A 20,848-nucleotide genomic window follows, 5' to 3' on the forward strand; every position below is an offset into this window, starting at 1 on the left:
GGCATGTGGGAGCGCATCAGTAACAACTTTATGAAGGAAGACACCCCTTACGGGCCGGGGGATTTTCGAATGAGTGGTGAGCAGATATTGTCAATGAAACTCACGAATCCTGAAACTACTTTCAAGCATAGAACAGATGAAGAAGTGAACGCGAATGTTAAGCTTGAGTACAGTGAGCACTGGATGGCCAGTCCCGCTGAGCGTGCCAACCGCCGCACAGTACGCATCCTTAGTGGCTCGCTTGAGGAAGGGGTTGAACGGCGCTTTGAAGAGCCTGCTCAGCAGGCCGACTGGTGGCTCTCCCCTGATTGGGATACCCTCTATCTCGCGACGGGATGGATGGACTATCACATGGATCCTGCTCCGGGCGAGCGCTACACGCCGCAGCTCACCCAACTCTTTAAATCTACCGACCAGGGCGAGTCCTGGGAGAAGTTACGCTGGCCCGAAGACCAAAATATTTCAACATTTCGGTTTCTCGATGCCCAGCGGGGCTACCTGATTGGCTGGGGCCCCCACATTTGGCGCACCGAGGATGGCGGTGAGCACTGGGAGGAAATCCCTGTGCCTGCGGAAGCACGTGATCCGGAAGATGAACGGCAGCGTTTCGATTTAGTCGCCCTCGGTCAGGATAACGTGCTGCGTATGGCGTTCTTCGATCAAGCCCGAGGCGAAAGCGTTATCTACTCACTGCCGTGGGGAGAAACCGAACCACGCTTTGAGGTCGCCATCGGCGATTACGGTGTAAATGATATTGCCGCGAATGAGCAAGGTGAGGTCTATATTCTCGCCCGCAAAGGACGCCCCATGTCGCTGATGCCCAAAGAGCAGTTGATACATCACCCTACATCTATCTGGCACTGGAATGGCGATCAATTGGCAGAACTGCACGAGTTCGACAGTGATCTGGTGGGCTATGCCCTCTATATCACGCCGGAAGAAGGTTTGTTATTTGATGGCGTGAACGAAGGCAGTCTGTTGGGCAATGATGTGACTGCGGTTAGCTACGATGGTGGTGCTGACTGGCGTATAGAGGATGAAGGTCGCAGCGCTCAGGGGGGCTACTACGACACCCGCACAGGCGAACGTTGGCGGGTGGCTGGTTATTCGCTCTACCGCCGCGAAATTCCTTAAATGAAAAAGCGCTATGGCTTCCTATTAGGGAGCGTGCTATTTGTCTACTGGGCCTTCATCCATGGCACGGAGTGGGAGCGTGTTAGTAACGACTTTATGAAAGAGGACACCCCTTACGGGCCAGGGGATTTTCGGATGCGTAATGAGCAAATTTTGTCAATGAAACTCACGAACCCTGAAACTACTTTCAAGCATAGAACAGATGAAGAAGTAAACGAGAATGTTAAGCTTGAGTACAGTGAGCGCTGGATGTACAGCCCCGCAGAAATAATCAACCGTCGTACGGTACGTATTCTCAGTGGCTCTCTAGAAAAAGGTGTTGAACGACGCTTTGAAGAACCTGCTCAGCAGGCAGATTGGTGGCTGTCTCCAGATTGGAATACCTTATATCTAGCGACAGGCTGGTCAGACCGTACTGCTAATAAGCCTGCAGGTGAGCGTTACCACCCTCAGGCGACCCAACTTTTTAAATCTACCGACCAGGGCGAGTCCTGGGAGAAGTTACGCTGGCCCGAAGATCAAAATATTTCGACATTTCGGTTTCTCGATGCCCAGCGGGGCTATCTGATTGGCTGGGGCCCCCACATTTGGCGCACCGAGGATGGCGGGGAGCACTGGGAGGAAATCCCTGTACCAGCGGAAGCGCGTGATCCGGAAAATGAACGGCAGCGTTTCGATTTAGTTGCCCTTGGCCAGGATAACGTGCTGCGTATGGCGTTCTTCGATCAAGCCCGAGGCGAAAGCGTTATCTACTCACTGCCGTGGGGAGAAACCGAACCACGCTTTGAGGTCGCCATCGGCGATTACGGTGTTAACGATATTGCCGCGAATGAGCAAGGAGAGGTCTATATTCTCGCCCGCAAAGGACGCCCCATGTCGCTGATGCCCAAGGAGCAGTTGATACATCACCCTACTTCGATCTGGCACTGGAATGGCGATCAACTCACTGAGCTGCACGAGTTCGATAGTGATCTGGTGGGCTATGCCCTCTATATCACGCCGGAAGAAGGTTTGTTGTTTGATGGTGTGAACGAAGGCAGTCTGTTGGGCAATGATGTGACTGCGGTTAGCTACGATGGCGGTGCTGACTGGCGTATAGAGGATGAAGGCCGTAGCGCTCAGGGAGGCTACTACGACACCCGCACGGGCGAGCGTTGGCGGGTGGCTGGTTATTCACTGTATCGGCGTGAGATTCCCTAAAGCGTGCAGCACTTTGGCAGCGGCCACCACGGCTTTCTGGCAAGCGTCATCAATGCTCTGAAGAAAAGCAGACTAAAACGGCCCCTACAATGAGGGGCCGTTTTGTACCGCTGACGCTAAGTTTTAGCTATTCTGCGCCGAATAAAGGGCACGAATCTTCAGCGTATGCTCCACCTGTTTCAATGCTTCCAGCGCCTGAGGGCCGTAGGCTTTATCCACATCAATGACCACATAGCCGACTTTCTCGTTGGTCTGCAGATACTGACCGGAGATGTTGATGCCATTTTCAGACAGAACCCGGTTGATCTGCGACAGCACGCCCGGCACGTTGTCGTGAATGTGCAGCAGGCGGTGCTTGTCCGGGTGCGCGGGCAGCGCCACTTCGGGGAAGTTGACCGAAGTGACCGTGGTGCCGTTATCGGAGTAAGTGATCAGTTTTTCTGACACTTCAATGCCGATATTTTCCTGGGCCTCCAGGGTTGAGCCCCCGATATGCGGCGTCAGGATGACGTTATCCAATCCGCGTAGCGGGCTTTCGAACTCTTCGTCATTGCCTTTTGGCTCTACCGGGAAGACATCAATCGCAGCGCCGTTGAGACTGCCTGCTTTGATGGACTCAGCCAACGGCTCAATTTCCACCACGCTACCTCGCGAGGCATTGATTAATATCGCCCCGGGCTTCATCGCGGCGATTTCTTTCGCGCCAATCATCCAGCGAGTAGAGGGCAGGTCAGGTACGTGCAGGCTGATCACATCCGAGCGCCCCAGTAGCTCTTCAAGGTTGGCCACCTGGTTGGCGTTGCCCATGCCCAGCTTGGCGATCACATCGTAATAAATGACGTTAAAGCCCAGCGACTCGGCCAGCACGGAAAGTTGCGCGCCGATGCTGCCATAGCCCACGATACCCAGCGTTTTGCCGCGCGCCTCGTGGGAATTTTTCGCCGATTTCAGCCAACCGCCCTGATGGGCGCGGGCGTTTTTCTCCGGAATACCGCGCAGCAGCATAATCGCTTCGGCAAGCACTAACTCGGCCACCGAGCGGGTATTTGAATAGGGCGCATTGAATACGGCAATGCCGCGCTTGAGGGCCGCATTGAGGTCGACCTGATTGGTACCGATGCAGAAACAGCCAACGCCCACCAGCTTTTCTGCCGCTTCAAATACGCGCTCGCTCAGTTGAGTACGCGAGCGGATACCGATGAAGTGAACATCGCTGATCTTCTCGATCAGCGATGCTTCATCAAGCGATGTAGGCAGATGCTCAATATTCTCGTAACCTGCGTTGTGAAAATTGTCCACCGCGCTTTGGTGGACGCCCTCGAGTAGCAGGATCTTGATCTTGCTCTTGTCCAGGGACGTTTTGGCCATGGCTGAATCAACCTCTATGGTCGGCGGCATGCGCCGTGTAACGGTTCGCGGAAGGCCAATATGGTAGCACATCCGCCTGCACTCACGCTGGGCTGGCGAGATGAAAAGTGTGCGTTGTCAAGATGAACGCGACACAAGTTGAACGTTGGGAAGCTCCATGAGGGCAGACGCCACCCCCTAGCCTCGGTGTATACTGTGGGCTTATTTTTGAAGACCGCATTTGTAAGCACATACGCTGCCCGGTTTTAGGGCGTCAGGAAAACGGTAGGCATTGCCCAATGAGCGACACCACACCCCCTGCACAAGATTTTGCCGCCACGGTTGAGCAGCTTGAAACGATCGTGGAACGCCTGGAGTCTGGCGAACTCTCATTGGAAGACGCGCTGACCGCCTTTGAGCAAGGTGTACGCCTGACCCGCGACGCCCAGCAACGCCTGGACAGTGCCGAGCTAAAAGTGCGCGCCCTTAGCGAGGATAGTGAAGGCCGCTTGGATGTAACCCCTTTTGCAGGCCCCGAGGTGCCCACGGAAGACCCTGACGACAGCAAGGAGACGCCCCCATGGTAGCGCCCCCCGGCGTTCGGCTGGCCCAACAGCATAACACCAGCAACACCCGCGTTGATGCCACCTTGAATGCGCTGTTTGATACGCGCCCGGCCACTGAGCCACGGCTAGAAGCCGCCATGCGCCATGGCTTGCTGGTGGGTGGCAAACGCCTGCGCCCGTTACTGGTGTATCTGGCTGGCCGAGCGCTGGGCGCCCATGACGACGATCTCGACGCACCCGCTGCCGCTATTGAGTTGATCCATGCCTATTCACTGATCCACGACGACTTGCCTGCCATGGACGACGACGACCTGCGCCGCGGCCAGCCCACGGTCCACAAAGCGTTTGATGAAGCCACTGCGATATTAGCAGGCGACGCGCTTCAGGCACTGGCGTTTGAAGTATTGGCACGCACGGCGCACCCACGGCTGGGCAGTTTAGTGACCACGCTTGCCAGCGCCTCTGGGCGCGACGGCATGGTCGCGGGTCAAGCGTTGGATTTAGCCGCCGTCGGCGATCATCCTAATGTTGAGGCCATGGAGCATATGCATGCCCACAAAACCGGCGCGCTGATCGTCGCCGCCGTGCGCCTGGGCGGCCTGATCGCTGTTGATGAGCACGATCCGCGTTTACAGGCGCTGATTCGCTACGCCCGCGCCATTGGACTAGCCTTCCAGATTCATGACGATATCCTCGACGTGACCGGTGACACCGTCACGCTCGGCAAGACATCGGGCGCTGATGCCGCCCGCGCCAAGCCCACTTACCCCAGCCTGCTGGGGTTAGTGGGTGCACAGTGCAAAGCTCATACTCTAATTGACGAGGCCATTGCCGCCCTCGCCCCGCTGGGTGAGCATGCCGCACCACTGGCCGATCTTGCCCACTACATGATCGAGCGCGACCACTAAACAATGTCCATGAAAACATGCCCATGAAGCTGTTCGACGAAATACCCCGCGAGCGCCCGGCGACGCCGCTGCTCGACACCTTTGATCACCCCGCTGCCCTGCGGGCCATGAACGCTAAGCAACTTGCCCAACTAGCGGATGAGCTGCGCGCCTACCTGCTTTACAGCGTGGGCGTTTCCGGCGGCCATTTTGGCGCAGGCCTGGGCGTGGTTGAGCTGAGCGTAGCGCTGCACCACGCGTTCGACACACCCGAAGACCGTTTAGTCTGGGACGTCGGCCACCAAGCGTACCCGCACAAAATTCTCACCGGGCGGCGGGACGCCATGCTGAGCATTCGCCAACATGGCGGCCTTGCGGCTTTTCCACGCCGCGCCGAGTCTGGCTACGACACCTTCGGCGTGGGCCACTCCAGCACCTCTATTTCAGCGGCGTTGGGCATGGCGCTGGCCGCCCAGGCACAGAAAGTGCCACGCCGCGTGTGCGCGATTATCGGTGACGGCGCACTCAGCGCGGGCATGGCGTTTGAAGCCCTCGCCCACGCGGGCCACGTGGATGCCAAACTGCTGGTCATCCTCAACGACAACGAAATGTCGATTTCCGAAAACGTTGGCGGCATGGCGACCTACTTGGCCCGTGTGCTCTCCAGCAAGCCCTATTTGAAGATGCGTGAAGAAGGCAAAAAGGTGCTTTCTCACCTGCCTGGCGCCCTGGAATTAGCGCGGCGCACTGAAGAGCATATGAAAGGCATGGTCAGCCCTGCCACGCTGTTTGAAGAGATGGGGTTTCACTATGTCGGCCCCATCGACGGTCATGATCTTGACGCGCTCACCGAGACGCTAGACAACCTGCGCGACCTGGACGGCCCGCAGTTTCTGCATATCAAAACCGTCAAGGGCAAGGGCTTTTTGCCTGCCGAAGCCGACCAGATTGGCTACCACGCCATCACCAAGCTGGAGAAACCCAGCGCGCCAGTGCATCAAAAACCCACTGCCGCACCCGTAGCCCCGAACCATACGGCCAAAACCGTGGCCAAGAAAAAATACTGCAACGTGTTCGGCGACTGGCTGTGCGATATGGCCGCTGCGGATGCTCGCCTGATGGGAATTACCCCGGCGATGCGCGAAGGCTCCGACCTGATTCGCTTCTCCAAGGAATATCCAGAACGCTATTTCGATGTCGCGATTGCCGAGCAGCACGCGGTGACGCTGGCGGCGGGCATGGCCTGCGAAGGGATGAAGCCCGTGGTGGCGATTTACTCCACCTTTCTACAGCGCGGCTACGACCAACTGATTCATGACGTGGCGGTGCAGGCGCTTGACGTCACCTTTGCTATCGATCGCGCGGGGCTAGTAGGCGAAGACGGCCCCACCCACCACGGCAGCATGGATCTTTCCTTTCTGCGTTGCGTACCGGGCATGGTGATTCTGGCCCCGGCCGACGAAGCCGAGTGCCGAGCAATGTTGAGCGCCGCTTACCACCACAAAGGCCCAGCGGCCGTGCGCTACCCCCGCGGAACCGGCCCCGGCGTGGCGATTCCCGAGCACCTGGACGCGCTACCGATTGGCCAAGCCGAGGTACGCCGTGAAGCTTCAGGCGACGGCGTTCGCATCGCGCTATTGGCGTTTGGCAGCGTTAACAGTGCCGCTGCTGCGGTCGCCGAGACGCTTGATGCCACCCACATCAATATGCGCTCCATCAAGCCGCTGGACCGTGATGCGGTGCTCCACGCCGCCGACGAGCACGAACTGCTGGTCACGCTGGAAGAAAACGTTATCGCCGGTGGGGCTGGCAGCGCCGTGAATGAACTGCTGCATGCCGAGGGCGTTCAAATCGAGGTGCTTAACCTCGGTCTACCCGATGAGTTTGTGGAACACGGCACGCCCGCCGAGCTGCTCCACGACTGCGGCCTGGATGCCGAGGGCATCGAACGTGCGATTCGCGCCCGGCTGCCGTAAGCTTTATTTTCCTCAACGCTAGAGACTGCCATGTTATTTCTGATTATTGTATTTGCGCTGATCGGCCTTGCTGCTGGCGGCCCCGTTGGCCTGCTAGTCGGCGGCGGCCTAGGCTGGTGGCTGAGTACGCGTATCAGTCGCCGCTTAGGCCTGGCGCGCACACGCATTCAAGAAGGCTTTTTGGAATCGATTTTTAAGGTAATGGGTTGCCTGTGCCAAGCCGACGGCAAAGTCACCGACGGCGAACTTGGCGTTGCCGAGAAACTCTTCGACGAAATGCACCTGCAGGGCGAGCATCGCGCCAAGGCACGCGCCGCCTTTGAGCGTGGCCGCGCCGACGACTTCGACCTAAACGCTGAGCTTGCCAGCGTGAACCACCTCACCCGGCACCAGCCCGTCATGCGCCAGGTATTTCTGCAGGTGCAGCTTTCGGCAATTGCCGCAGACGGCGTGTTGCACCCTGCCGAGCACGAAATGATTCTGCGCGTCGCCCGCGGCGTGGGCTGTAGCGAGGCCGAGGTCCAACAAATCGAAGCCATGCTGCACGGTGCTGCCGCTAACTCCCAGGGCGCCAGTGAAGAAGCGCTTAAAGACGCTTACCGGGTACTGGGCGTGTCGGAAGACGCCAGTGATGCCGAGATCAAGAAAGCCTATCGCCGTCTGATGAGCCAAAATCACCCGGATAAGCTGGCCGGTAAAGGGCTACCTGAAAGCATGCGCGAAGTGGCCCAGGCGCGCACTAGCGAGATCAGTAACGCTTATGAACGTATCCAAAAAGCGCGTGAATAATCCTAAGTGACAGCTAGCCGAGCAACCGCTAAATTGAAGGCACCTTAATTTACCGGAGCGCCCGCTATCATGATTACGCTGTACAGTTTTCCCCAGTCACGCTCGCTGCGAGCCACCTGGACGCTTGAAGAACTGGGCCTGGAGTACCGCTGCCAGCACGTGGCGCTGGATAAAGGCGAAGGCCAAACGCCAGAGCACTTAGCGCGCCACCCAGATGGCAAGGTGCCGGTATTGGAAGATGGTGACGTTAAGCTGTTTGAGTCAGCACCGATTTGCCGCTATTTGGCCGATCAATATGACGATGGCCATTTAATGCCTCATGAGGCCATTAAGCGGGCGCAGGTAGAGCAATGGCTGAGCTTTATCGTCACCGAACTGGAACAGCCCTTGTGGAACCAGGCCAAACATCAGTTTGCCTTGCCTCAGGATAAACGCATCCCGGCCATTTTACCCACCTGCGCTTGGGAATTTCAGCGTGCGCTGCAAGCGCTGGAGCGCCGCTATCAGGGCCAGGAAACGCTAGTGGGCAATACCTTTACGCTGGCGGATCTGTTTCTGACCCACACATTAAGCTGGGCTTCCAGCATGAAACATCGCCTACCCGAGCCGTTTATCGCCTACCGCGAACGCCATGCCCAGCGTCCCGCGATGGCACGCGCCATTGCGCGTGAAAAAGCGGCGGCTGAGCGTTAGTGAGCGCGACGACCCTGCATTACAGCATCGCTTCTCCCATTGGTGTGATTGCCGATACCCACGGGCTACTGCGCGATGAGGCGCTTGTGTTGCTGCAGGGGAGCGGGCTAATCCTACATCTTGGGGATGTGGGCAACAAAGAAGCTGATAGCGCTATTTTACAGCGTCTGGAAAAACTGGCGCCGGTTCACTGCGTGCGGGGTAATATCGATACGGCGTCGTGGTCGACGAGGCTGCCGGTCCATCAAGACATTATTGTTAATGACCGGCACCTGCATCTTGTTCATCGATTGGAGGATTTTGACCCGGCGACGCCTTGCGACGCTGTACTGCACGGACACTCCCACAAACCCCGCAACGAATGGAAGGCCGGAAAACTGCTCTTCAACCCTGGCGCTGCCGGAAAGCGCCGTTTCAAGCTCCCTATTACCTTAGGCAAGCTATGGGTAGACCATCGTGAGCTGCGTGGCGCGATCATGCATTTATCGCTATGACGCTACGCATCATCGCGCGTCATCGCCCTGAAAAAGAGGCAGCTAAGCGCTTAGGTGACTGCGGGGTGGGGCAGCACGGCATTATAAACGGCAAAGTAATGGCAAACGCTTCCGCCGATAACAAACAGATGCCAAATGGCGTGATTATAGGGGATGGCACGCACGGCGTAGAAGATAACCCCCAGTGTGTAGGTGATGCCTCCAGCGGCCAACAGCGTTATGCCGGTCGACGATAAATTAGCCGACAAATCCCCTGACGCCAGTACAATCATCCAGCCCATGAGCAGATAAATCGCCACGCGTAATACCGCAAAGCGCTGGGGCCAGCGCAGTTTGCAAGCAATACCCACCAGCGCCAGTGACCATACGGCGGCAAATAGGGCCCAGCCTATAGGGCCACGCATATTGACGAGCAGAAACGGTGTGTAAGTCCCGGCAATGAGCAGATAAATGGCGCAGTGGTCAAGAGATTGAAAACGCTGCTTCCATCGCCGATGAGAAATGGTGTGGTAGAGGGCCGAGGCGGTATACAGCAGTACCAACGTGGTGCCATATAAGCTCAAACTGGTGATCTTCCACGGATCGATCTGGACTGCGAAGCTCGCCGCTATCAGCAGCACGGCCATCCCCACCAAGCTAAGCACAGCGCCGATGCCGTGGGTGATGCTATGCAGACGCTCCTCTAAATGACTGAATTCACAGAGCGACTCATGTGTCTCATGCATTGGGTCGGTCATAGGACACTCCAAACGTCCAACACCAGCTCAAGATCGTCCTTCGCTATCATTCCTTGCGCTCAATATCCACGTCGCTGGCCTGGGTGAAGTCATCCAGCAGCATCATGTGGCCAAGCTTGCCTGCTTTGGTGGAGAGATACTGTTCGTTATGGGGGTTAAGACCGGTGGTAATGGGCAGGCGTTCAACCACACTCACCCCGTCACGGGTCAGGGCATCGACTTTGCGCGGATTGTTGGTCATCAGCTTGAGCGCACTGACACCCAGATGGTCGAGCATCGGCACGCATAGGTCGTAGCGGCGCATATCGGCACCAAAGCCCAGCTGTTCGTTGGCCTCGACGGTGTCAGCCCCGTGGTCTTGCAGGTGATAGGCGCGAATCTTGTTCAATAAACCAATGCCGCGCCCTTCTTGGCGCAGATACAGCAAGACGCCACGCCCTTCTTCCGCAATTCGCTTCAGCGCTTCTTGTAGCTGGTAGCCGCAGTCGCAGCGCATTGAGAACAGCGCGTCGCCAGTCAAACACTCCGAATGCACACGCCCCAACACAGGTTCTTCTCCGGTCACATCACCCAACGTTAAGGCGATATGATCTTTCCCCGTGGCTTCATCTTCGAAACCATGCATGGTGAATGTCGCCCAGGGCGTGGGCAGCCGCGAAGCGGCAATGAAGCGAATGGTCACAGGTTACCTCGCTAATTAACCAAACCGGTTACCCCTACCAGTGTTGGCAAAATGAGCTGATAGTTTAACAGGAAGCGGCGGTCTGCTCACGGCTAGGTTGGCCGCAAAGCATTGAGAAAATCGGCGCGGTGCGACAATTTTTGCCACGCGTCGCGCCGCCAGGCGGTCTATCTTCCAGTACAATAGCTCCTCTACAATGCGGGCAAATTTCTCAAGAGCAAGTGTTTATGACCCCCACACCTTTGCAAAACGACCGTTTTCTTCGTGCGCTGGCTCGCCAGCCCGTTGACCGCACTCCGGTGTGGATGATGCGCCAAGCAGGCCGCTACCTGCCGGAATACCGTGCCAAACGCGCCGATGCTGGCAGTTTTATGGATCTGTGTCGCAACCATGATCTGGCGTGCGAGGTCACGCTGCAGCCTCTTGAGCGCTATCCTCTGGATGCCGCTATTTTATTTTCGGATATTCTGACGATCCCCGATGCCATGGGCCTGGGGCTTTATTTCGAAACTGGCGAAGGCCCCAAATTCAGAAAAACCGTGCGTACCCTAGAAGAGGTGGCCGCGCTGAGCGTCCCCGACGCCGAGCGCGACCTAGATTACGTCATGCGCGCGGTCTCGACCATTCGCCGTGAACTGAACGGTCGCATGCCGTTAATTGGTTTTTCCGGCAGCCCCTGGACACTCGCCACCTACATGGTCGAGGGCGGTTCGAGTAAAGATTTCCGCCACCTGAAAACCATGCTCTATGACACGCCGGACACCATGCACCAGCTGCTGGATACGCTGGCCCAGGCGGTAACCGACTACCTCAACGCGCAGATTCGTGCGGGCGCCCAGGCGGTACAGATTTTTGATACCTGGGGCGGCGCGCTGTCTACCCCGGCTTACCTTGAGTTCTCGCTGCGCTATATGGAGCAAATTGTTTCTGGCTTGATTCGCGAGCACGACGGACGCCAGGTACCGGTCATTCTCTTCACCAAAAACGGCGGCCAATGGCTTGAACACATCGCCTGCGCCGGTGCCGATGCCTTGGGTATCGATTGGTCCACCGAGCTTTCCGATGCCCGGGCTCGCGTTGGCCATAAAGTTGCCCTGCAGGGCAATCTGGACCCCAATGTGCTGTTCGCCCGGCCTTCCGCTATACGCGCCGAAGTGGCCCGCGTGCTGGAAAGCTATGGCCACGGCCCCGGTCATATTTTTAACCTGGGCCACGGTATCAGCCAGTTCACAAATCCTGACCACGTCACCGCCTTTATGGAGGCGCTGCACGATCTTAGCCCCCAATATCATCAGGGCATTGCCACTCAACCGAACGACACGTGCCCAGGAGCCCCGTCATGATCGAACGTCCCGACACCTCGTGGTTTACCGAGGTATTCGATAGCCACGGCAGCGCTTTCTCGCTGAAGATTTCTGAAAAGCTGCACGATGTGCAAAGCCCTTACCAGCACCTGGAAGTCTACGCCACCGAGACCTACGGCAACCTGTTGGTGCTGGACGGCTGCGTGATGCTGACCGATCGCGACAACTTTCTCTATCACGAGATGATTGCTCACCCAGCGCTATTTACTCATCAGAATCCCAAGCGGGTGGTGATTATTGGCGGCGGCGACTGCGGCACGCTGAAAGAAGTGCTGCGTCACCCAGGCGTTGAGCATGTCACCCAAATTGATATCGACGAAGAGGTCACCAAAGCCTCAGAGCGATTTTTCCCCGCACTGGTGGCGTCCAATAACGACCCCCGTGCCGAGTTGCTATTCGATGATGGCGTCAAGTGGGTGGACGATGCACCCGATGAGAGCATCGATGTGCTGATCATCGACTCGACTGACCCCGTGGGGCCCGCCGAAGGGCTGTTTAAAACCGACTTCCTGAAGCGCTGCCACCGCATCCTCAAAAATGGCGGCGTCATGGTACAGCAAAGCGAATCGCCGCTTTACCACAGCGGCTCAATTATTCGCGAACTACGCCACGATATGCGCGAAGCGGGTTTTGAGAGCGTGGCGACGCTACCCTTCCCACAGCCGGTTTATCCGTCGGGTTGGTGGAGTGTGACGCTGGCGGGCAAAGCCACCAACGTTGAAAACTTCCGCGAACAAGAAGCGGCCCACCACGACATGCCGCTTGAATACTATACGGTGGAGGCCCACCGCGGGGCGCTTTCCTTACCGCCTTTCATGCGCAAGTCTTTCGCAGCTGAATAACCCCGGCAAACACCCGTTTTAGACTATCGTTCTCTTTGCCTGCGCCACAACGGTGCAGGCAAAGTAGATAGTCGTAATTTTTGCACCTAGACGTTCGTCTCGAATTCGTTGATTAGCGTTGAAAAGCGCTGAATTACCGCTAGTACCCCTGTTGGCATCTTCCTTGCTAGGTTAAATACATGCTACGGCATGGATAACGATTTCAAATAATTCGAGGGAACCTACATGTTGAAGAAAAAACACCTGGCGCTATTGGCATCGGCTGGCTCGCTGACACTGGCTGGCATGGCGACGGCTCAAGCCGATACGCTGGAAGATACCATCGAACGTGGTGAAGTGCAGTGTGGCGTCAGCGATGGCCTACCCGGCTTTTCTGCACCTGACGACGATGGTAACTGGGAAGGCATTGACGTTGATGTTTGCCGTGCAGTAGCCGCTGCCGTTCTGGGTGACTCGGAAGCGGTCAACTACATTTCATTGAATGCAGTTGAGCGCTTCACAGCACTGCAGTCCGGCGAAGTAGATGTGCTGTCGCGTAACACCACCTGGACCACTACCCGTGATACAACGCTGGGTCTCAACTTCACCGGCGTTACCTTCTATGACGGCCAAGGCTTCATGGTGTCCAAAGACCTGGACGTTTCCAGCGTTGACGAGCTCGACGGCGCGTCAATCTGTATCCAGTCGGGTACCACTACCGAATTGAACCTGGCCGACTACTTTAGCGCCAACGATATGGAATTCGACCCAATCGTTTTTGATACCTCTGAGCAAACCGTTGGCGGTTACGAAGCCGGCCGTTGTGACGTATTGACATCTGACACCTCTCAGCTTGCTGCTCTGCGTATTCAACTTGACGACCCTGAGGGTTCAGAGATTCTCTCCGACGTCATTTCCAAAGAGCCGCTCGGACCTGTGGTTCGCCAAGGCGATGACAAGTGGTTCAACATCGTCAAATGGTCGCTATTCGCCATGATGAACGCTGAAGAGTACGGCGTGGACAGCGAAAACGTTGACGACATGCTGGAATCTGAAGACCCCAACATCGCCCGACTGCTAGGTGAAGATGGCAACTACGGCGAAGAAATGGACCTAGACGCCGACTGGGCTTACCAAATCATCAGCCAAGTGGGTAACTACGGCGAAAGCTTTGATCGCAACGTGGGCAAGGACTCACCGCTGGAAATTGAGCGCGGTATTAACGAGCTCTGGACCGAAGGCGGCATTCAGTACGCACCGCCGATTCGCTAAGCGTCTCGCTTGACCCCGGCCCGCCATTCCTTGTTTCAAAGGTATAGGCGGGCCTTCTGATTGACCTTCCGTATCGCGGAGACGCCACCCATGTCGGTAAGACCTAATGCTCGCCCGGCAGGCCAAAAGCCGCCGTTTTGGCGAGACCGCGCAAAGCGCGCGCTTATTTTTCAACTCTTGGTCGTCGCAGCCGTTGCGGCTTTCCTGTTATTTATTATCGGTAATGTTCAGGAAAACCTATCCGAACGCGGTATCAGGACCGGGTTCGGTTTTCTTGAGCGAACCGCAGGGTTTGGTATTGGCCAAACCTTAATCGAATACTCCAAAGACAGCACCTACGGCCGAACCTTTGTCATTGGCCTGCTCAATACGCTGATGGTGGGTGGGTTGGGGGTATTGGCCGCTACCATTGTCGGCTTTATTGTCGGCATTGCGCGCCTTTCGCCCAACTGGCTGCTGGCGCGCCTGGCCAACGCCTATATCGAGACGTTCCGCAATATCCCGCTGCTGTTGCAGATTTTCTTCTGGTACTTCGCCGTTCTGCGCGCCCTACCCAACGCCCGCGAGAGCCTGACCTTTGGTGAAGCCTTCTTTCTCAACGTGCGCGGCCTATACATCCCCGAACCGCTATTTGAGTCGGGGTTTGGGCTGATACCGGCCGCCTTTGTGGTGGCCATCGTCGCCAGTATCGCGCTGGTGGTTTGGAATAAGCGGCGGCACGAAGCAACAGGACAACGTTTACCTGTGGGCTGGATTGTTCCGGCACTAATTTTCGGTTTTCCGCTGCTGGTATTGTTGGTCACCGGCGTCCCGGTTACCTGGGAACTGCCTGAAATGACGGGGTTTAATTTCCGCGGCGGCATCACGGTAATTCCTGAGTTCCTCGCCCTTTGGCTGGCCCTGACCATTTATACCGCCTCGTTTATCGCCGAGATAGTGCGCTCCGGTATTCAGGCGATTCCCCATGGCCAGACGGAAGCTGCCCAGGCGCTCAGCCTGCCGCGTAAGCTGGTGCTGCGCCTGATAGTAATTCCCCAGGCCATGCGAGTGATTATTCCACCACTCACCAGCCAGTACCTCAACCTGATCAAGAACTCATCGCTGGCCACCGCCATCGGTTATCCCGATCTCGTCTCGGTATTTGCCGGCACCACGCTGAATCAGACCGGCCAGGCGATCGAGGTCATTGCCATGACCATGGCGGTTTATCTGATCATCAGCTTGCTGGTGTCCATGTTCATGAACTGGTTCAACGCTCGCGTTGCGCTAGTCGAACGCTAGGCCGGAGGCAACCTTATGATTCATAACAAAGATATGATACCCGAGCAGCCGGCGCCGAAAGGCACGATTGGGCCCATTGCTTGGCTTCGCGGCAATCTGTTCAATGGCCCAATCAACAGTCTCTTCACCCTGCTGGGCCTGTTTGTGCTCTACCTGCTGGTCGTACCGACTGTCCAATGGGCGTTTATCGATGCCGATTGGGTCGGCAGCAGCCGTGAAGACTGCTCACGGGTTGGCGCCTGCTGGGTGTTCATTAACGCCCGCTTCCACCAGTTCATATATGGGCTCTACCCAAGCGATGAATATTGGCGCGCCAATATCATCTTTGCCATGTTCTTTACACTGATTGCCTGGATGGCCATTCCCCGTCTGCCGTTTAAGCGCTGGGTAGCGGTCTTTGCCCTGGTAGCCTTTCCGGTCGTGGCTTTCGTGTTGTTGTACGGCGGCTATTTCGATCTCCCCCGCGTGTCCACCAACCGCTGGGGGGGCTTGATGCTGACCCTGCTGCTGGCCAGCATCGGGATGATCGGCGCGTTACCCATCGGTATCGTGCTCGCCCTGGGACGGCGTTCGTCCATGCCTATCGTGAAAAGCTTCTGTGTCATTTTCATCGAATTTTGGCGGGGCGTTCCGCTCATCACTATCCTGTTTATGGCCTCGGTCATGCTGCCGTTATTCTTGCCCTCGGGCATGGGCGTCGACCGCTTAGTACGTGCGCTGATCGGTTTGACGCTCTTCCAGAGCGCCTACATGGCCGAGGTGATCCGCGGCGGCTTGCAGGCCATTCCCAAAGGGCAGGAAGAGGCGGCGGCCGCGCTGGGCATGACCTACTGGAAACGCATGGGACTGATCATCATGCCCCAGGCGCTGAAGATGATGATTCCCGGCATCGTCAACACCTTCATTTCGCTGTTTAAAGACACCACGCTGGTGATGATCATTGGGCTGTTTGATTTATTGGGGATTGTGCAAGCGGCACTCTCCGACTCGCGTTGGTTGGGTTTTTCCCTGGAAGGCTATGTGTTTGCCGCGTTTATGTTCTGGATTTTCTGTTTCAGCATGTCGCGCTACAGCCAGTATCTGGAACGCAAGCTAAACACCGGTCATAAGCAATAGGCTTAGCCACAACGCTTAATGCCGCTTTTTTTTGATTTTGAGTAGGATATCAACATGACACAAGCAGCCACCAACGCTTCAGACCTGATGGTCGAGATGCATAACGTCAATAAATGGTTCGGCGACTTCCACGTGCTGCGTGACATTTACCTGGAGGTCAAGCGCGGCGAGCGTATCGTGGTGTGTGGCCCCTCAGGCTCGGGTAAATCAACACTGATTCGCTGTATCAACCACCTTGAAGAGCACCAAAAAGGCGAGATCACCGTGGGCGGTGTACCGCTGACCCAGGATGTTAAACGTATTGAGCAGATTCGCCGCAGCGTCGGGATGGTGTTTCAGCACTTCAACCTGTTCCCCCATCTGTCGGTGCTGGAAAACTGCTGTGTTGCGCCGATGTGGGTGCAAAAAAAGCCCCGCAAAGAAGCCGAAGAGCAGGCCATGCGGTATCTGGAGCGGGTACGCATTGCCGAGCAAGCCAAAAAATACCCTGGCCAGCTATCCGGCGGTCAACAGCAGCGGGTCGCGATTGCCCGCTCGCTGTGCATGCACCCCGACGTGATGCTGTTTGACGAGCCGACTTCCGCCCTCGACCCCGAAATGATCAAAGAAGTACTGGATGTCATGGTGGAGCTGGCCGAGGAAGGCATGACCATGCTCTGCGTCACTCACGAAATGGGCTTCGCTAAAACCGTGGCCGACCGGGTGATTTTCATGGACCAAGGGCAAATCATTGAAGAAAACGCACCTGAGCCGTTCTTCAATAACCCGCAGTCTGAGCGCACCCAGCTGTTCTTAAGCCAGATCCTCGGGCATTAATCCACAGCCCCAGCACCAAAACAGCTGTGGATAAACACAATATCATGGGCCTCACTTGAGGCCCGTGGTGCTTATAAGGCTTTTAAACAAGCGGCTAAAACAATCTACAAAGGATAGCGACACCATGGAAAAGCTATTTATCGACCGTGCGCCCCAGCCTATCGCGCCATTTTCCCACGCCTGCCGAGTGGGTGATTTGGTGTTCATTACCGGGCAAATGCCGACGGTGCCGGAAACCAACGAAATGCTGCTCGGCACCTTCACCGAACAGACCCACCGCGTGATGCAGAATCTGGCGATTGTGCTGGAGGAAGTAGGCAGCAGCTTCGAATACGTGGTGCAGTCCCGCGTGTTTATTACCAACATGGGCCATTTTGACGAGGTCAATAAGGTCTATGCCAGCTACTTCCCCCAACCGTTACCAACACGCACCTGTATTGGCGTCACGGGTCTTGCCGGTGGTGCCGACGTGGAGGTCGATATGATTGCCTGGATTCCACCGTCTGAAGGCAGCGCCTAACGCCCTATCAGCGTCATACTGGCGGGTAGCAAGGCGGTCTGTTCACGGTGTTGGCTCAACGACTTTCCGGCTAGCGCCGTAAGCAGGATTTGCAGCGGATCACCGTGACTGACTAACACGATGGTTTCTCCGCTAACCTGCTGCTCCCAATCTGCTATCACCGCTTGCATACGCGTCGCTACCGCGCTTACCGCTTCTACCTGATGGCGTTGATGCTCAGCGTCTTGGGCGTCCAATGCCCATACGCTGGGATAGTGATCGTCACTCTGCCCCTCTAGCTTGCCAAAATAACGCTCTCGTAAGCGCGTATCGACGCTTGGTACTAACTCAAACGCCGCCGCAATCCGTGCCGCTGTTTGCGCCGTACGCAAAAAATCCGAATGCACCACGCGATTTGGTATTGGCCACTGCCAATCGGCCACCAACTGGGCAAGTTGTTGCTCGCCAAGGTCGGAAAGGCCGAAGTCCTCCACGCCACGCGCCGGCGAGCTGACGATCACGCCCCGCTGATTCGCTTGGCTATGGCCGTGGCGCATTAATAGATAGCAATTGCGCCAATGCTGGGGCGCAACGAGCGACAATATGGGCATGGCAAAACTCCGAGAAAGCCGACCACCACCATAGGCAAGGCCCTAAGGCCTGTCTAGAAGCGTGCTCGAAGTTTGACCTAGCGCTTAACGCTTGCCATGGTTAAGTGACCACTAACGACAAGGAGGACGCGTCACGATGACCACTTATATTGTTGTCGCTGATGCCGCTCGCGCGCGCATTTTTACCCGCGAAGCGTTAACACTCACCGAGCAGGAAAGCTTGGTACATGCCGAAGGGCGCCTGCACGAGGGCGATTTGGTCACCGACCGCCCCGGCGCCGACGTTCACGAATCAAGTTCGACCAGCGCACGCAGTTCCGGCGAGGAGGGGGCCGCCTCAAAGCATGAAAACGAACTGTTCGCCAAACAGGTCGCCAACCACCTTTATAATGCTCGAGTAGATAACAGCTTAGAGAAGCTCATTATGGTCGCTCCACCCAAATTTTTAGGCCTACTGCGCGACAAACTCGATGGCCCCACGCAAAAGCTTGTGATTCATACCCTTTCCAAGGACCTGAGCAAAGCGTCGCTAACAGATATTCAAACTGCCGTGAGCGACCTGCGCTAACCCGGCGACGACATCCACCTCTAACTTACTTAAAGAAACGATCGCTCTCGCCGATAGCTAATGCAACCCAATGACAGGGCCACCCCCACGCCCTGAAATGCATCCAGTCCCGAGAGCGATCAATGTTTTCATCTCTGCGCGCCAAACTATTACTCGCCACGTTAGCGGCGATTACCCTTGCTCTGGTAGTCAATGGTATTGCCAGTTACATCACCGTCAAGCACCACAACTCCGAACAGGTGACCCGCAACCTAAACGCAGTGGTCAATGGTAATACCCAGGCAATTGACGAGTGGTTTAACGCCCGCTACAGCATGCTCGCCAGTATGGAAGAGGCGGTCGAAAGCGATGCTCCTTTAGCAGCGCTGCGCCAATTGGAAGACGCTGGCAACTTCATTTCGGCTTACATGGCTGTCCCCGAGACCTCTGACGCTGTTTTTTCGGATGGCTGGGAGCCACCGAGTGATTACGACCCGCGCCAACGTCCCTGGTACCAGGAAGCTGTCGATGCAGAGGACACGATCATTACCGCCCCCTATGTGGACGCGCAAAGTGGCGGATTAATTGTGACCTTTGCTCGCCCTTACTACCAAAACGGCGAACTGGCTGCCGTGGTGGGCGCTGATATCAGCATTGAAGACGTTATCGACATTGTCGCAAGCATCGCCCCTACACCTTCGAGTTTTGGCTTTTTAACCACCGGCGACGGCACCTTGGTCGCTCACCCTAACGCCGAGCTGACCCTGGAACCCTCTACCGCGCTCAGCGAGCAGTTGGATGCCGCCTATTTGCAGCGCCTCACCGCTAGTGATGCCCCCTTGTCCCTAGCCCTGGATGACCGTGAGACCTTGCTGCAGGGCAGCGCGGTGGGCGGCGATAGCGATTGGCAACTGGTTGTGGCGATGGATGAACACGAGGCCACCGCCGGGCTACGCGGGATTGCCAGCACGTCGATCATTACGCTCCTGATTGTCGCCGCCGTCACCGCAATTCTGATAAGTATTTTACTCAAATGGCTGCTTCGGCGGCTTCTCTCTGCCCGCGATGCCATGAACAATATCGCCTCCGGCGAAGGCGATTTGACCCAGCGCTTACCGGAAGAGGGTAACGACGAAATCACCCAGATTGCCGCCGCCTTTAACCGTTTTGTGGCCACCATGGACTCGGTACTGCTGGATGTGCGCGCCAGCAGTGAAGCGGTACACAACGCCGCCACGGAAATTGCCACCGGCGGCCAGGACTTATCCCGGCGTACCGAAAACACCGCCTCCAGCCTGCAACAAACCTCCGCGTCTATGGAGGAGATTACCAGCACGGTCGAGCACACCTCATCGTCCGCCCAGGAAGCCAACCAGCTCGCCAAGGCCGCCTCGGACGTTGCCGGTCGCGGCGGCGAGGTTGTCTCCCAGGTCACCTCGACCATGGACGATATTGCCGAGTCGTCAGGCAAGATCGGCGAGATCGTCACTCTGATGGACAGCATCGCCTTCCAGACCAACCTGCTAGCGCTCAATGCCTCGGTGGAAGCCGCCCGCGCCGGCGAGCAGGGCCGTGGCTTTGCCGTGGTGGCCGAAGAAGTCCGTAAGCTGGCCCAACGCAGTACCGATGCGGCCAACGACATCAAGCACCTGATCGAGGATTCCCAAGGCAAGGTCACCAACGGCACCACACTGGTGCAAAGCGCCGGCGAAACCATGGCAGACATCGTCAACCACATCACCCGCGTGACCGATGTGCTGGGCGAGATTTCCTCCGCTGCCGGCGAGCAGAGCGACGGTATCGGCCAGGTAAACATTGCGGTTGCCGACCTTGACCGCATGACCCAGGAAAACGCGGCCATGGTGGAAGAATCGACCACCGCCGCTGAACAGCTCAAGGATCAGGCCGACCATCTTGCTGAGACCATCAGCCGATTCAAACTGTCGAGTGGTTCAGGTGCTCAAGGTGGCCGTCTTCTAACCTCCGTTTCACAGCCGTAGCATGCGGCTCACGCGC

At 56.8% G+C, this 20,848-nt stretch carries 21 protein-coding genes; 17 read left to right on the forward strand and 4 right to left on the reverse strand.

Going from position 1 to position 20,848, the window contains the following annotated elements; genetic code table 11:
• Positions 1 to 3: 3 nt before the first annotated feature.
• Complete coding sequence (locus CPH17_RS11185; protein ID WP_074394831.1) at positions 4 to 1,134, forward strand: WD40/YVTN/BNR-like repeat-containing protein; 1,131 nt, start codon at positions 4 to 6, stop codon at positions 1,132 to 1,134.
• Between the two features lie 159 nt (positions 1,135 to 1,293).
• On the forward strand, positions 1,294 to 2,334 hold the full coding sequence (locus CPH17_RS11190) for a WD40/YVTN/BNR-like repeat-containing protein (RefSeq protein ID WP_156524083.1): 1,041 nt from the start codon (positions 1,294 to 1,296) through the stop codon (positions 2,332 to 2,334).
• 123 nt (positions 2,335 to 2,457) lie between these two features.
• Here the strand turns inward: CPH17_RS11190 and serA are convergent, their stop codons facing one another.
• Positions 2,458 to 3,702, reverse strand: coding sequence for a phosphoglycerate dehydrogenase (gene serA / locus CPH17_RS11195; protein ID WP_074398366.1), 1,245 nt, complete (start codon positions 3,700 to 3,702; stop codon positions 2,458 to 2,460).
• 278 nt (positions 3,703 to 3,980) lie between these two features.
• Between serA and CPH17_RS11200 the strand changes: the two genes are divergently transcribed.
• From CPH17_RS11200 to CPH17_RS11225, 6 genes are all read left to right on the forward strand, one after another.
• Positions 3,981 to 4,268, forward strand: a complete 288-nt coding sequence (locus tag CPH17_RS11200; RefSeq protein WP_074394829.1) for an exodeoxyribonuclease VII small subunit — start codon at positions 3,981 to 3,983, stop codon at positions 4,266 to 4,268.
• Entirely contained in the window at positions 4,262 to 5,155 is an 894-nt protein-coding gene (gene ispA / locus CPH17_RS11205) for a (2E,6E)-farnesyl diphosphate synthase (protein ID WP_096299510.1), read from the forward strand. Before CPH17_RS11200 ends, ispA begins: the two co-directional genes overlap by 7 nt.
• A gap of 17 nt (positions 5,156 to 5,172) precedes the next feature.
• Positions 5,173 to 7,110: a 1-deoxy-D-xylulose-5-phosphate synthase gene (dxs, locus tag CPH17_RS11210; RefSeq protein WP_074394827.1), complete on the forward strand. Its 1,938-nt coding sequence runs from the start codon at positions 5,173 to 5,175 to the stop codon at positions 7,108 to 7,110.
• A 30-nt stretch (positions 7,111 to 7,140) separates the two neighbouring features.
• Positions 7,141 to 7,899, forward strand: coding sequence for a co-chaperone DjlA (djlA, locus tag CPH17_RS11215; protein WP_096299512.1), 759 nt, complete (start codon positions 7,141 to 7,143; stop codon positions 7,897 to 7,899).
• 69 nt (positions 7,900 to 7,968) lie between these two features.
• Positions 7,969 to 8,592, forward strand: a complete 624-nt coding sequence (locus CPH17_RS11220) for a glutathione S-transferase family protein (RefSeq protein WP_074394825.1) — start codon at positions 7,969 to 7,971, stop codon at positions 8,590 to 8,592.
• A complete protein-coding gene (locus CPH17_RS11225; RefSeq protein WP_231896490.1) occupies positions 8,592 to 9,086 on the forward strand; it encodes a metallophosphoesterase family protein in 495 nt (164 codons plus the stop codon). The genes CPH17_RS11220 and CPH17_RS11225 overlap by 1 nt, the downstream gene beginning before the upstream one ends.
• 50 nt (positions 9,087 to 9,136) lie before the next feature.
• Here the strand turns inward: CPH17_RS11225 and trhA are convergent, their stop codons facing one another.
• Positions 9,137 to 9,823: a PAQR family membrane homeostasis protein TrhA gene (gene trhA / locus CPH17_RS11230; RefSeq protein WP_231896489.1), complete on the reverse strand. Its 687-nt coding sequence runs from the start codon at positions 9,821 to 9,823 to the stop codon at positions 9,137 to 9,139.
• Between the two features lie 46 nt (positions 9,824 to 9,869).
• On the reverse strand, positions 9,870 to 10,505 hold the full coding sequence (gene ribA / locus CPH17_RS11235) for a GTP cyclohydrolase II (RefSeq protein ID WP_074394824.1): 636 nt from the start codon (positions 10,503 to 10,505) through the stop codon (positions 9,870 to 9,872).
• A gap of 227 nt (positions 10,506 to 10,732) precedes the next feature.
• Between ribA and hemE the strand changes: the two genes are divergently transcribed.
• From hemE to CPH17_RS11270, 7 genes are all read left to right on the forward strand, one after another.
• Positions 10,733 to 11,848 carry a uroporphyrinogen decarboxylase gene (hemE, locus tag CPH17_RS11240; protein ID WP_096299514.1) on the forward strand — a complete coding sequence of 372 codons (1,116 nt, stop codon included), beginning with the start codon at positions 10,733 to 10,735 and terminating at the stop codon, positions 11,846 to 11,848.
• A complete protein-coding gene (speE, locus tag CPH17_RS11245) occupies positions 11,845 to 12,711 on the forward strand; it encodes a polyamine aminopropyltransferase (RefSeq protein ID WP_096299516.1) in 867 nt (288 codons plus the stop codon). The genes hemE and speE overlap by 4 nt, the downstream gene beginning before the upstream one ends.
• A 225-nt stretch (positions 12,712 to 12,936) precedes the next feature.
• A complete protein-coding gene (locus tag CPH17_RS11250) occupies positions 12,937 to 13,962 on the forward strand; it encodes an amino acid ABC transporter substrate-binding protein (protein ID WP_096299518.1) in 1,026 nt (341 codons plus the stop codon).
• 90 nt (positions 13,963 to 14,052) lie between these two features.
• Entirely contained in the window at positions 14,053 to 15,243 is a 1,191-nt protein-coding gene (locus CPH17_RS11255; RefSeq protein ID WP_074394820.1) for an amino acid ABC transporter permease, read from the forward strand.
• 15 nt (positions 15,244 to 15,258) lie between these two features.
• Positions 15,259 to 16,359 carry an amino acid ABC transporter permease gene (locus CPH17_RS11260; protein ID WP_096299520.1) on the forward strand — a complete coding sequence of 367 codons (1,101 nt, stop codon included), beginning with the start codon at positions 15,259 to 15,261 and terminating at the stop codon, positions 16,357 to 16,359.
• 54 nt (positions 16,360 to 16,413) lie between these two features.
• Complete coding sequence (locus tag CPH17_RS11265) at positions 16,414 to 17,175, forward strand: amino acid ABC transporter ATP-binding protein (protein ID WP_269449422.1); 762 nt, start codon at positions 16,414 to 16,416, stop codon at positions 17,173 to 17,175.
• Positions 17,176 to 17,299: 124 nt separating this feature from the next.
• Positions 17,300 to 17,695, forward strand: coding sequence for a RidA family protein (locus tag CPH17_RS11270; protein ID WP_096299522.1), 396 nt, complete (start codon positions 17,300 to 17,302; stop codon positions 17,693 to 17,695).
• Here the strand turns inward: CPH17_RS11270 and CPH17_RS11275 are convergent.
• Complete coding sequence (locus CPH17_RS11275) at positions 17,692 to 18,285, reverse strand: histidine phosphatase family protein (protein WP_231898026.1); 594 nt, start codon at positions 18,283 to 18,285, stop codon at positions 17,692 to 17,694. The two genes, CPH17_RS11270 and CPH17_RS11275, sit on opposite strands and share 4 nt — an antisense overlap.
• 136 nt (positions 18,286 to 18,421) lie before the next feature.
• On the opposite strand from CPH17_RS11275, the gene CPH17_RS11280 reads away from it, so the two are divergent.
• Both CPH17_RS11280 and CPH17_RS11285 read left to right on the forward strand, forming a co-directional pair.
• Positions 18,422 to 18,853, forward strand: a complete 432-nt coding sequence (locus CPH17_RS11280) for a host attachment protein (protein ID WP_096299524.1) — start codon at positions 18,422 to 18,424, stop codon at positions 18,851 to 18,853.
• Positions 18,854 to 18,975: 122 nt separating this feature from the next.
• Positions 18,976 to 20,832 (forward strand): methyl-accepting chemotaxis protein, encoded by a 1,857-nt coding sequence (locus CPH17_RS11285; RefSeq protein ID WP_096299526.1) that lies wholly within the window; start codon positions 18,976 to 18,978, stop codon positions 20,830 to 20,832.
• The last annotated feature ends 16 nt before the right edge of the window (positions 20,833 to 20,848 follow it).

The organism is Halomonas sp. hl-4 (assembly GCF_900215475.1).
Taxonomy (GTDB): domain Bacteria; phylum Pseudomonadota; class Gammaproteobacteria; order Pseudomonadales; family Halomonadaceae; genus Vreelandella.